Source organism: Acinetobacter sp. SW-226 (assembly GCF_055632855.1).
In genome coordinates this window covers 1,337,398-1,350,735 of the sequence record NZ_CM145752.1, presented here as the reverse complement: position 1 = coordinate 1,350,735, position 13,338 = coordinate 1,337,398, and the positions used below count along the sequence as shown (strand labels likewise).

Here is a 13,338-nt window from a genome sequence, read left to right as displayed (position 1 = left end):
TAATGCCCTACAACGTAGCGGTGTCTTATGATTGAGAAGTGTTTTTAGTCTTAAAAAGAAACTTTTCAATCATGCGACACTTTAATCGCTATCCCAATTTTATTAGGGAATGGGACTCTTCACCGAGGTTGTAAAATGAGACAAACGATTTTAGCTGTATTGTCTTTATCTACGATTGCCGCGCTCTTGACTGGGTGTGGCGGTGATATGGTACTTCTAAACTCGAAAGGTCCAGTTGCACAAGGTCAATCTGACTTAATGATGACTGCGATCTATTTAATGCTGTTGGTGGTTATTCCATCAATCATTATGGCATTATGGTTTGGTTGGAAATATCGCGCGTCGAATAAAGATGCAGACTATAAACCTACATGGGCACACTCTACTACAATTGAAATTGTAGTTTGGGGTATTCCTGTCATTATTATTGGTATTCTGGCGTGGTTAACTTGGTGGGGTTCACACAAGTATGACCCTTACCGCCCTATCGAATCCGATAAAGCACCTGTAAATGTTCAAGTCATTGCAGAACAGTTTAAATGGATCTTCATTTATCCTGATCTTAATATTGCTACGGTTAACGAAATTCGTTTCCCTGAAAAGACTCCAATTGCACTTAAATTAACTTCTAACTTTACGATGAACTCATTCTTCATCCCTTCGTTAGGCGGTCAAATTTACGCAATGGCAGGTATGCAGACTCACTTGAATTTGTTAGCAGATGGAACTAGCCCAGCTGAAGGCTACCGCGGTTTCTCTTCAAACTATTCAGGTTATGGCTTCTCGCAAATGCGCTTCCGTGCTCACTCTTTAACAGACGCTCAATTCGCTGAATGGGTTGCTGCTATTAAAGCAGGTAACGGTACAAGCATTAATCCAAAAGCTGTACAAAAAACAATTTTAGATCAGTCTGAATTTGCATCTTTACGTGACGGTAACCGTGGTAAGCATCAAATTGAAGCTTTAATTGCAAAAGCAAAAACTCCTGAAGAGAAGGCTGCTGCTGAAGCAATGAAGCCTTACCCAACTAAGCCACATCCAGTGACTTACTACTCTTCTGTAGAGCAAGGCTTGTTTGAATCAGTGATCAACAAATACATGAGCAACTATCACGGTGCTGATCATTCAGCAACTGCGGGTGCTCACGGGGCTGCTGCTTCTGAAGCACATGCCGCAGTTGAACCTGCTTCATCAGTTGTAGGGGAATAAGACATGAGCTTCTTAGGTAAGTTAGGTCCGGACGCTATTCCGTATGATCCAATTGTACTGGTAACAGTTGCAATGATGATCTTAGGTGGCATCGCAGTTGTTGCTGGTGTTACCTACTTTAAAAAATGGAGCTACTTGTGGAACGAATGGTTCACATCGGTAGACCATAAAAAAATTGGTATTATGTATCTAATTGTATCAATCATCATGCTTGTGCGTGGTTTTGCTGATGCATTTATGATGCGTTTACAACTTTTCCTCGCTCGTGGTGGCGGTGAAGGTTATTTACACCCAGAACACTACGATCAGATCTTCACCGCTCACGGTGTGATCATGATCTTCTTCGTAGCAATGGGTCTTGTTGTAGGCTTAATGAACATCTCTGTACCTCTTCAAATTGGTGCACGTGACGTTGCCTTCCCATTATTGAACTCACTCAGCTTCTGGTTATTTGCTGGTGCTGTTGGTTTGATGATGGCATCTCTTGCAATTGGTGAATTCGCTGCTACAGGTTGGATGGCATACCCTCCTCTTTCAGGTATCGAATACTCTCCAGGTGTGGGTGTGGATTACTATATCTGGGCACTTCAGATTTCCGGTTTAGGTACGCTCTTAACAGGTGTTAACTTCTTCGTTACCATCATTAAAATGCGTGCGCCTGGTATGTCTCTTATGGACATGCCGATCTTTACTTGGACATCTTTGTGTACAGCAGTATTGATCATTGCGTCATTCCCAGTGTTAACAGCAACCATTGCAATGTTAACGCTTGACCGTTACTTCGGTTTCCACTTCTTTACAAACGACATGGGTGGTAGCCCAATGTTGTACGTAAACTTGATTTGGACATGGGGTCACCCAGAAGTTTACATCTTAGTATTACCAGCATTTGGTATTTACTCAGAAGTTGTAGCGACGTTCTCTCGTAAAACGTTGTTCGGTTACAAATCAATGGTGTATGCAACTATCGCGATCACAGTACTTGCGTTCGTGGTATGGGTTCACCACTTCTTTACTATGGGTGCTGGTGCCAACGTGAACGCGTTCTTTGGTATCATGACCATGGTGATTGCGATTCCTACTGGTGTGAAGATCTTCTCTTGGTTATTCACCATGTATAAGGGTCGTATCAGCTTCACAACACCAATGCTATGGACACTTGGCTTCCTTGTGACTTTCGGTATCGGTGGTTTAACAGGTGTATTAATGGCAGTTCCACCAGCGGACTTCTTGGTACATAACTCGTTATTCCTTATCGCTCACTTCCATAACGTAATTATTGGTGGTGTAGTATTCGCAATGTTCGCAGGTATCATTTTCTACTGGCCAAAAATGTTTGGTTGGAAGCTCAATGAAGCTTGGGGTAAAGCTGCGTTCTGGTTCTGGTTCTTTGGTTTCTATTTTGCGTTCATGCCGCTTTATATCCTTGGTTTCATGGGTATGACTCGTCGTTTGAACACTTATGACAACCCAGAATGGGACCCGTACATCGCTATTGCATTCTTCGGTTCAATTTTAGTCGCGCTTGGTATTGCATGTTTCATTATGCAAATTGTTGTTGGTTTCCTACAACGCAACGACCATCTCGACCTTACAGGCGATCCATGGGATTCTCGTACGCTTGAATGGGCGACTTCGTCTCCTGCTCCGTTCTATAACTTTGCTCATGTTCCAAAGATCAATGGTATTGATACCTTCTGGAATGACAAAGAAAACGGTGTGGCTTATGCGAAACCAACGTCGCATGAAGACATCCACATGCCAACGAATCGTGCTGCCGGCTTTGTTATTGCAATGTTCATTACTGTGATGGGCTTTGGCTTAATCTGGCATATCTGGTGGTTGGTTGCTGTGACTTTCATCGCTGCTATTATCAGCTTCATCACTTCTTCATTCACGAAGAAGGTGGACTACTATGTTCCTGCTGCTGAAGTTGAGCGTATTGAGAATGAACGTTACGCGATTCTTGAAAAAACACTTGAAGAAGGACTAAGACAATGGCTGACGTACTTCATCACGAAAACCACGGACACGATGAGCATCATCACCACGATGATACGGATATCACCGTCTTTGGTTTTTGGACTTATTTGATGAGTGACTTGATCTTATTCGGTACACTCTTCATTGCATTCGCTGTATTAAGTAGCCATGTACCTATGGGTACACCAAGTGCAAAAGAACTATTTGGTGAGTCTTTAGGTTTCGTTTTAACTGAAACTTTTGCTCTCTTGATCTCTTCTGTGACTTTTGGTTTTGCGGTTCTTGCTGCATACAAAAAGAACGTCAACCAAGTGTTAGCTTGGTTAGCGATCACTTGGTTATTCGGTGCTTCATTCATCGGTATGGAACTATATGAGTTTCATCACTTAGTTCATGCTGGCCATGGTCCAAGCGTGAGTGCGTTCTTATCGTCGTTCTTTACTTTAGTAGGTACGCACGGTATTCACGTAACTTCTGGCTTAGTCTGGATGATCGTGTTAATGATTCAAATCAAGAAAAATGGTTTGACTCTTCCAAACACGCGCCGCCTTGCTTGCCTAAGCTTGTTCTGGCACTTCCTTGACATCGTTTGGATCTGTGTATTCAGCGTAGTTTACTTGATGGGAGTTCTATAATGAGTCACGATCATAACTCTGCTGGTGCTTCACACGGTAACACGAAGCAATATACGATTGGTTTCATCCTTTCAGTTATCCTCACCGTAATTCCATTCGGTATGGTTATGACTGGCGGTTTTGGCCGTGGTATTTTGATGACTGTTATTGCAATTACAGCGGCTGCTCAGGTTCTTGTTCAATTAGTTTACTTCTTGCACATGAACTCATCTTCAGAGCAACGTTGGAACGTGATTGCATTTATCTATACAGTACTTTGTATTGCCGTACTTCTGGTTGGCTCTGTATGGATTATGAACTACTTACACTACAACATGATGATCTAAACTGGTTGTCATGCTGAAAAAGTATTTATTCCTGACTAAACCAGGAATTCTCTTTGGTAACTTCGTTACCACTCTGGGCGGCTTCTTTTTAGCCGCTCAGGGGTCTGTAGATTTCCTTCTTCTTATCATCACACTACTTGGTACAACATTAGTTGTTGCTTCTGGCTGTGTCGTCAATAACGTCATTGATCAAGATATTGATCAAAAGATGGAACGGACGATGAACCGTGCATTAGTTAAAAAAACCATCAGTCCTTCCGTTGCTCTAGCATTTTCTGCTGCGCTCGGAATATTGGGCTTTGCCCTACTCTGGTTCTTTGTAAATGCCTATGCCTTTGGCTTTGCTGTACTTGGTTTCGTGGTTTATGTGATTTTTTATAGTCTATGGAGCAAACGTACATCTATTCACCAAACCGTGATTGGAAGTATTTCTGGTGCTAGTCCACCAGTGATCGGTTATACAGCTGTGACCAATGAATTTGATGTTGCCGCATTACTAATTTTCTTAGCATATGCACTTTGGCAAATGCCTCATTCATGGGGAATTGCGGTATACCGCTTTAATGACTATAAAAATGCAGGCATTCCAATTTTACCTGTCGCACGTTCAATTTTTCGTACAAAAGTTGAAAGCTTGATTTATGTCTTGCTGTTTGCTGCGGTGTTAAATGGTTTGTATTGTTTTGGCTATACCAATGTGTTTTTCCTCATCACTTTTAATGCACTTTGTGCTTATTGGGTGTATTTATCACTGATTGGTTTTAAAGCCGAAGATGATCAATTATGGGCGAAACGCTATTTCTTATATTCAGTGATTTTAATTACCGCATTAAGTTTTAGTTTTAGTTTTAGCTACGTCTCACCTGCTCCACATTTGCCACTGTTTTAAAAAAGATAGAGTTCTCTCTATCTTTTTTATTTCAACTTATTTAATATTTAAGTCTAATCTTTAAATTGTTACTATAGCAGGCACAACAATAACTCATGCACTGCAATCAAAATGCCATCACAATTCTTAAAAAAATCTATTTTTATTGGTTTGTTTCCTATCAGTCTTGCTTATAGCACGCACAGTTTTTCTGGTTTTGATGTTTCTTGCTACCCATCGACCAACATCCAAACCAATGCCTATACAGCCTGTGACAATTTACCAGCACTCACGCCTGCTAATGACAACCAAACCAATATGCTTCTACTCCTGAGCGACATGGGGTTGGCCAAATTGAATTTTAATCAACCAAATAGCCCGCTTTGGGAAACCGAATATAGCAACGTACCATTTGCGGCTAAAACACTGTTTGAAAGTGTAACCAATAAACGCCCCAATGCTCGCTTAAAACCAAGTAATGAAAAGACACCCTACCAAGAACATTGCTCTAGTTTAGACAATGGTTCGGATCAATTTACACAGCAGGTAAAAGCCGACAAAAATCTCAGCAAAGCGGAAAAAGATTTACTGATTCAAAAAAGACAAAATATCTCGGCCTGCGACCGTGATCTAGCCCTCATTCAAGTTAATCCGAACTGGTCAATTCAAGCACGTCAATATGCGTCTTATCTAAATGCAACCATTGCCTTTTACAATAGTAACTTTTCCATAGCAACTAAAATTTACTCAGTATTAACTACGGTTGATCATCCTTGGATCCAAGAAACCTCTCAATATATGTTGATTCGTAGCAGCCTCAATGAAAGCTACCAATCTGGAGTTGGTAAATATGGTGACTTAAAAATAGATAAAGTAGATCAGACTTTACTCAAAAATACCTATGAGCATATCGCTACATATTTCAAGCGTTTTCCCAATGGAAAATATGCAGCCAGCGCACGTGGTTTGCTGCGTCGTTGTTATTGGCTAAGTGGCAATACCGAACTCTTAACCAACGAGCTCGCATGGCAAATCAATCATCCAGAGTCGAAATACTATAATTTAGAACTCGATAATCTAGTTTTCGAAATGGATCGCCATGTTTTTCAAAGCCGCTCATTCAATGCAAAAAATTTAAAAGATCCCTTCTTTCTAGCCATTTCAGATTTAATGCAAATGCGTCAGGCAACATCGGCAGAAGCTAAAATCTTGAGCTGGTCTGAACTCAACAACCAAAAAACACGATTTAAGAGTCAGCCAGAACTGTTCCAATACCTACAAGCCAATCACTTATTCTTTGTACAGAATAAGCCAGCCGAAGCTTTAAAATATTTGCCAGAACATTCCTCAAATTCAACCAATAGTTACCTGCAACTCAGTCAAATACTGTTAAAAGGTCGTATTTTAGAAAAACTCGGACAAACTCAAAATGCCCAGCAATATTGGGAAAATTGGTTAGACCGAGCTAAAACAATCGAACAGCGTGGTTTATTTGAGCTGATGTTGTATCCACATTATGCCCAACAGCAAAATGCCAGCGCTTTTATCAGCGCAGATGCTAAAATCAAACAAGCTTCATTGCAAAAAAGCTTTATTGAAAATGAAGCCAATGAAAAAAGCTTAATGCACATCATTCAGACTAAAACATCAAGTACTGACCAAAAAAATTTAGCCTTGTATAAAGCTTTGCAAAATTCATTAATTCATCAAAACTATAAGCTGTTTAATCAAGGCTTTGTACTGCTACCACAAGACGCAGCAAAGTATAAATATGATTCGGAAACATATACGAACTATAAAAATCAGCCACCCTTCAGTGATTTCATTTGGACAGGAACAAAAATCACTGCGCAGATTCAATGCCCTGACTTATTCAACCTGACTCAAAAACTGGAAAATTCACCTCAAGATTTAAAACTCCAACTGTGTCTGGGTGAATATGCACGCTCGCCTCAAGGCTACAACATCACTTATGTCACCGCTTTAGAAAAAGAAACCGCTCGCTTCCAAGGTACAATTTTTACCCGTGGCCAAGTGTATAAAGACATTATCAAATCCAGTTCTATACCCGATTTAAAAGCTTATGCACTTTATCGCTCAATCATGTGTTATTCACCAAGCGGAATGAATGACTGTCAGGATGCAGAAGTTGCTAAATCCACCCGTAAACAATGGTTCGATCAAATGAAACAAGACTATCCAAATACCTCTTGGGCACAATCTTTAAAGTATTACTGGTAAGATTCATGATAAAGCAGTTTTTTTCATTTGGCCTAATGTTGATCTGTATGTTGGGCATCATGGCTTGTCAGCCAAGTCAGTCAGCTTCAACATTAACATCTGGTCAAGTAAATGCCGAAGACTATGATTCATTTTGGGTTTGGGGCAACATTTCATCAGCCCCTTATCTCAAAACAGCCAAAGAAATTTATATATTACAGGGTGAAGTTCGTCTACATCCGCAAACTCATCATTCATACCTCATTCCACAAGGGGTGCAGGTTTTAAATATTCCTCAACAAAAGGTGTGGCTGGTTTTTCGTAATTATCATTTAAACTGGCAAGGCCATGAGCTTACACAAATTTTAAAACGCGTTCAGCAATGGGAAAATGCAGGGAATCATATTCAAGGCATACAAATTGATTTCGATGCCAAAACCAAACACATTCACCAATATGCCCTATTTTTAAGCCAATTAAGAAAACAATTGCCTCAACACTATCAACTCAGTATCACAGGTTTAATGGACTGGACCAATGTCACAAATCAGGAGACGTTAAAGCTCCTCAATAACACCATCAATGAGTTGGTTATCCAAACTTATCAAGGCTCAACGACCATACCCAATTATGCAGCTTATCTAAAGAAAGTTTCAGCACTGAAACTTCCTTATAAAATTGGCATCGTTCAACACGGTGAGTGGCGAAGCCCGCCAAAGCTTGCGAATGATACAAACTTTGAAGGTTATGTGGTCTTCCTTTTACGCTCAAAACCTCAAAATAATTAGGGCTTTTTAAGAGAAGTCCTTGAATTTGGCGAGCAAAGTCTCTAAAATTCCCCCTTCGCATCTAATGCGACACAACCTTGGTTGTGACTCCTTGCTTCTAACAATTATGTTAGGGGCTGTATAATCCGTAAGGAGCTGACAATGCGTCACTACGAAATCGTACTTCTGGTACACCCAGATCAAAGCGATCAAGTTGTGGGTATGGTAGAACGTTACCTAACTCACATCAAAGAAGCTGAAGGTCAAATCCACCGTCTTGAAGACTGGGGCCGTCGTCAATTGGCTTACCCAATCAACAAGATCCACAAAGCTCACTACATTCTTATGAATGTTGAGTGTGGTCAAACTACTCTTGATGAGTTGGAAGAATTGTTCCGTTACAACGATGCAATTATTCGTAGCTTAATCATCCGTCGTGAAAACGCTATCACTGAAGAGTCACTATTGGCTAAGAGTGCTGAAGAAAAACGTGCGCGTAAAGCTCAACGTGAAGAAGCACAACAAGCTCAAGACTCTGCTGAAGCATAAGGAGAACATCAATGGCACGTTTTTACCGTCGTCGCAAGTTCTGCCGCTTTACAGCTGAGAACGTTACGTACATCGACTACAAAGATATCGACACTTTAAAACAGTACATCACTGAAAACGGCAAGATTGTTCCTAGCCGTATTACAGGTACTAAAGCTCGTTACCAACGTCAATTAGCGCTTGCTATTAAACAAGCTCGCTACTTGTCTTTGATCCCTTACACTGACAATCATAAGTGAGGTTGAGCTGTGGATATTATCTTATTACAACGCATTAAAAACCTTGGTAAATTAGGCGATAAAGTTTCAGTTAAAGCTGGTTACGGCCGTAACTACCTTATCCCTCAAGGTCAAGCAGTTGCAGCTACTGAAGCTAACACTGCTGCTTTTGAAGCTCGTCGTGCTGAACTTGAGAAACAAGAAGCTGAAATTTTAGCTGCTGCTCAAGCACGTGCTGACCAATTGAACGAAGTTAACATCGTGATCACTGCTAAAGCTGGTGACGAAGGTAAACTATTCGGCTCTATCGGTACTCGTGACATCGCTGACGCGTTAACAAATGCTGGTCTTACAGTTGACCGTGCAGAAGTTCGTTTACCGAACGGTGCACTTCGTCACACTGGCGAATTCAACATCGCAATCCAATTGCACCATGATGTTGTTGCTGAAGTTCTCGTTACTATCGTATCTGAGTAATTTCTTGCAAAAAAAAGAGCATGCCTTGGCATGCTCTTTTTTATCTCTATCAAAAAGCCATTTTTTACACAGTCCTATTTAGGCTTCCAAAATCCATTTTTAACATGATGGTTTTTATCCATAACACAGTTTTTCAATTCAACACACAGCACGCACATTTTTTGGTAAAGTGCATATTGCTGATCAACTGAAAGTTTTAAAAAAAATTTCAGTGAAATTGACTTTTGTTTCAACATTTACTGCATTAAAAATCAGGGCGTTATATGTCACAGGCGACTGCCACTGCTCAAAAGAGCTCATCGAAACAAGACAATAAACCGAATGAGTCAGGGCAACTGAAAGAATTCCGCACGCCTCCGCACAATTTAGCATTAGAGCAAGCTGTTCTTGCCGCGCTAATGACGGTTGCTGAGTCCTTTGAACAAGTCGGCGATGTACTTACTGAAAATGACTTCTATGCAACACGCCACAAGTATATTTTCCGTGCAATTGCACAACTTTCTAAAGACAGCTCCCCCTATGACGCTGTTTTAGTGCATGATTGGCTCACCACACAAAACCTACTCGATGCTGTAGGCGGTGAAGAATATCTAATGCAACTGATGGCAGACTCCCCTTCTAGCTTCTATAACATGGAGACTTATGCCACCAAGATTAAAGAGTTTTCAACTTTACGCAGCATGATTAAAGTCAGCTCTGAGATTCTACAAAATGCCTATGACACCAAAGGTCGTAGTGTCAGTGAAATTTTAGATTTGGCAGAAACCAATATTTTCTCATTGGCTGAACAACACAATAACAATGCGAAGGCACAAGGCCCGAAAGCTATCAACACCGTTGTAGCAGATGTTTTTGATAAGTTGAATGAACTGTCTCAGATGGAAGGTAGCATCACTGGTTTAACCACAGGTTTTGTTGAACTAGACAATAAAACATCAGGTATGCAAGCAGGAGACTTGATCATTGTCGCAGCACGTCCCTCAATGGGTAAAACCACCTTTGCAATGAATTTAGTGGAAAGTGTGCTATTTAATAATGACTTACCTGCTCTGGTTTATTCCATGGAAATGCCAGCAGATTCGATTGCTATGCGTTTGATTTCTTCTTATGGGAAAGTGCATCAAGGGCATTTGCGTGCGGGCAAACTCGATGGGGATGAATGGTCTAAAGTTACGGGCACCATTTTGCAACTGCAAGAAAAAAAGCTCTATATTGATGACTCCTCTGCACTTCCCCCAACAGAAGTTCGTGCGCGTGCACGTCGTATTGCGAAACAGCACGATGGTAAATTGGGCTGTATCATGGTCGACTATTTACAGTTGATGAAAGTGCCTGGCATGGGTGATAACCGCGTAGGCGAGATTTCGGAAATTTCACGAAGCTTAAAAGCTCTAGCCAAAGAAATGATGTGCCCTGTGATCGCACTATCTCAGCTTAACCGTTCTCTTGAGAACCGTCCCAACAAGCGCCCCGTAATGTCGGATTTACGTGAATCTGGTGCGATCGAGCAGGATGCCGACTTAATCATGTTCATTTACCGTGACGAAGTCTATAACAAAGAGTCCAAAGAAGCAGGCACAGCGGAAATCATTATTGGTAAACAGCGTAACGGACCTATTGGTACCGTGCGACTTGCCTTTGAAGGCCAATATACCCGCTTTAGTAATCTATCCCCTGAGTTTTATGCTCAGTACGATGATGAAGAATAGTTAATGCTTCATCATCGCCTTTCCATGACCCTGTAGGAGTAATGAGGGTGCGTCAAGCAACAGTTTATATTGACAGTACAGCACTGCAATATAATTTAAACCGTGTCAAACAACTTGCCCCAAACGCGAAAATCGTCAGCATGGTCAAAGCCAACGCTTATGGACACGGAGTCAAAGACTGTTTAGCAGCCTTAAGTGAAACAGACGCCTTTGGAGTCGCCTGTTTAGAAGAAGCACTGGAAATTCGTGCACTCGGTTTTGAGCAACCGATTACCCTGATTGAAGGGGTTTTCACGGCCGATGAAATGTCGAGTGTCATCGAACAAAAGCTTGAATGCGTAATTCACCATCCACAGCAAGTCGATTGGTTACTCGCGCATAAAACTGCATATATCGAAAACAAGCTTAAAGTATGGGTCAAACTCAACAGCGGTATGAACCGTTTAGGTTTTAAAGTTGCTGAAATTATAGATGTCATCAACACACTGAAAGCCGAAGGCTTTACATGTGTACTGGCTATGCACTTTGCGAATGCTGATAGCGAGCAGCACCCACTGAATGACCAACAGCGAGAACAATTCCTACAGGTTAAAAATGCCTGTGCTCCGATCCTCGCATCTTGTTGTAATTCGGCTGCTATTTTTAAATGGCCAGAACTTAATTTTGATTTTGTCCGTCCGGGCATCATGCTTTATGGCGCATCGCCTTTTGCCGATAAAAATGCACATGACTTGGACTTAAAACCTGTTATGACTTTCACAGCAGAAATCATTGCGTTGAATACCATTCAAGCAGGTGAAGCAGTTGGTTATGGTTCACATTTTGTCGCAAACAACAAAACTGAGCTGGCTATTGTGTCTATTGGTTATGGTGATGGCTACCCACGTGCATTTCCAAAGCAAAACTATGTTGCCATTAAAGGACAAACTGTCCCAGTGGTTGGACGTGTGGCAATGGACATGATTGCAATTGACGTGACTGGACTCAATGCTCAATTAGGCGCAAAAGTTGAACTTTGGGGTAATACCCGTTTAGTCGATGAAGTCGCTGAAGCCAATGGAACCATTGGTTATGAGTTGCTTTGCCGTTTAAGTAACCGCCCTACCCGCAAGCAAATCTAACAAAAAAGCCCAAGTTAAAACTTGGGCTTTTTTCAGTGCGAACCATCATCAACCTGAGCATCATCAAGATCTTGCAACAACTAAACAATTTACTGTTGGTGCATGGTCTGTGGGTCAAATTTAGTAAAACTCATCTCATACATTTTGTGATGTACACGCTTCAGGTGTTACAAATACTTCATGCCTCAAGCCTGAAAATGTCTTGCCCGTATGGTTTTCACCTCAAAGACCTTGATATCTTTATGTCTGGGGTGCTTTTAATAATTTTGACATTAATCATCATAAAACAACGTCATCACCTACTAAGTATTAAAAAATAATGCTGATCTATATCGTAAAGAACAACCAAAACATCCAACAACGCATTAAAATTGCGCGCTTGCTTTAAAATATCTCAAACATCTTAAAACAGCTGTACATGACTTGAAGTTGAAATACTTGCATAGAAAATTTGCCGCATAAACTTCTACAAGTTTCTATTTTTAATACCGAGGACTATTATTCTAAATAGTCATCTGTAGGTTTTGCCAGTTCTTGCAACCCTTTTCTTAAAGTGTCTGACCATTGCTTACTGATACTTGAAAAGTACGGATCCTCTTCGTAAATCCTTTTACCTACAGGAACATGCAGACTATCTTTTTTATATACCAATGCGTCTAAGGGTAAGCCAACAGAGACGTTAGAGCGTAAGGTCGAATCAAACGAAATGAGACTACATCGTACGGCCTCATCTAAAGGCATGTCATAACGTAGCGCGCGGTCTAAAATTGGTTTGCCATACTTACTTTCACCAATTTGAAAATAAGGGGTATCTTTCGTTGCACAAATAAAGTTACCTTGTGGGTAAATATTATAAAGTTGCATTTCTGCACCTTTAATTTGCCCGCCGACCAATAAACTACAGTAATAATTACTTTGTTCCTGCGTGTCTGAGGTCACATCTGCCAAGACCTTTTTTAAGGTGTGCCCAACCAGCTCTGCGGCCTCAAACATAGTGTTGACACTATATAAATTGGGTTCTTGGCTTAACTCCAAATGATTTTTTAGATGTCCTATCACAGCTTGGGTTGTGGCTAAGTTTCCAGAGGTCTGAATGGCAATAAATCGTTCACCCTCAATCCCAAAGGTATACAGCTTTCTAAACACTGATATATGGTCTACGCCCGCATTGGTACGTGTATCACTAATAAAAACCAAACCATCTTGAAGACGAAGAGCACAACAATAGGTCATAGAACATCCTTTTCAGCTAAACC

At 41.0% G+C, this 13,338-nt stretch carries 12 protein-coding genes and 1 pseudogene; 12 read left to right on the top strand and 1 reads right to left on the bottom strand.

The window, feature by feature from the left end; translation table 11 throughout:
* Window positions 1–135: 135 nt before the first annotated feature.
* From cyoA to alr, 12 genes and pseudogenes are all read left to right on the top strand, one after another.
* Window positions 136–1,209 carry a ubiquinol oxidase subunit II gene (gene cyoA / locus ACZ8ZH_RS06430; protein ID WP_086207730.1) on the top strand — a complete coding sequence of 358 codons (1,074 nt, stop codon included), beginning with the start codon at window positions 136–138 and terminating at the stop codon, window positions 1,207–1,209.
* 3 nt (window positions 1,210–1,212) lie between these two features.
* Window positions 1,213–3,202, top strand: a pseudogene (gene cyoB, locus ACZ8ZH_RS06425) (cytochrome o ubiquinol oxidase subunit I).
* Window positions 3,203–3,206: 4 nt separating this feature from the next.
* Window positions 3,207–3,827 (top strand): cytochrome o ubiquinol oxidase subunit III, encoded by a 621-nt coding sequence (cyoC, locus tag ACZ8ZH_RS06420; RefSeq protein WP_086207732.1) that lies wholly within the window; start codon window positions 3,207–3,209, stop codon window positions 3,825–3,827.
* A complete protein-coding gene (locus tag ACZ8ZH_RS06415; protein WP_171264398.1) occupies window positions 3,824–4,153 on the top strand; it encodes a cytochrome o ubiquinol oxidase subunit IV in 330 nt (109 codons plus the stop codon). The genes cyoC and ACZ8ZH_RS06415 overlap by 4 nt, the downstream gene beginning before the upstream one ends.
* Window positions 4,154–4,163: 10 nt before the next feature.
* Entirely contained in the window at window positions 4,164–5,042 is an 879-nt protein-coding gene (gene cyoE / locus ACZ8ZH_RS06410; protein WP_086207734.1) for a heme o synthase, read from the top strand.
* 111 nt (window positions 5,043–5,153) lie between these two features.
* Entirely contained in the window at window positions 5,154–7,262 is a 2,109-nt protein-coding gene (locus tag ACZ8ZH_RS06405) for a PA5441 family protein (protein ID WP_119062903.1), read from the top strand.
* 5 nt (window positions 7,263–7,267) lie between these two features.
* The gene (locus ACZ8ZH_RS06400; RefSeq protein ID WP_119062904.1) at window positions 7,268–8,029 is read left to right on the top strand and encodes a DUF3142 domain-containing protein; all 762 of its coding nucleotides are present in this window, start codon (window positions 7,268–7,270) and stop codon (window positions 8,027–8,029) included.
* A gap of 141 nt (window positions 8,030–8,170) precedes the next feature.
* Window positions 8,171–8,557, top strand: coding sequence for a 30S ribosomal protein S6 (rpsF, locus tag ACZ8ZH_RS06395; protein WP_004696436.1), 387 nt, complete (start codon window positions 8,171–8,173; stop codon window positions 8,555–8,557).
* Window positions 8,558–8,568: 11 nt separating this feature from the next.
* On the top strand, window positions 8,569–8,796 hold the full coding sequence (gene rpsR, locus ACZ8ZH_RS06390) for a 30S ribosomal protein S18 (RefSeq protein WP_004278792.1): 228 nt from the start codon (window positions 8,569–8,571) through the stop codon (window positions 8,794–8,796).
* Window positions 8,797–8,805: 9 nt separating this feature from the next.
* Complete coding sequence (rplI, locus tag ACZ8ZH_RS06385; protein ID WP_086207736.1) at window positions 8,806–9,252, top strand: 50S ribosomal protein L9; 447 nt, start codon at window positions 8,806–8,808, stop codon at window positions 9,250–9,252.
* Between the two features lie 263 nt (window positions 9,253–9,515).
* Window positions 9,516–10,961, top strand: coding sequence for a replicative DNA helicase (gene dnaB / locus ACZ8ZH_RS06380; RefSeq protein ID WP_086207737.1), 1,446 nt, complete (start codon window positions 9,516–9,518; stop codon window positions 10,959–10,961).
* Between the two features lie 47 nt (window positions 10,962–11,008).
* Entirely contained in the window at window positions 11,009–12,082 is a 1,074-nt protein-coding gene (alr, locus tag ACZ8ZH_RS06375; protein ID WP_119062905.1) for an alanine racemase, read from the top strand.
* A 498-nt stretch (window positions 12,083–12,580) separates the two neighbouring features.
* On the opposite strand, the gene ACZ8ZH_RS06370 is transcribed toward alr, so the two are convergent.
* Window positions 12,581–13,315 (bottom strand): proteasome-type protease, encoded by a 735-nt coding sequence (locus ACZ8ZH_RS06370; RefSeq protein ID WP_086207739.1) that lies wholly within the window; start codon window positions 13,313–13,315, stop codon window positions 12,581–12,583.
* Between the last annotated feature and the right edge of the window lie 23 nt (window positions 13,316–13,338).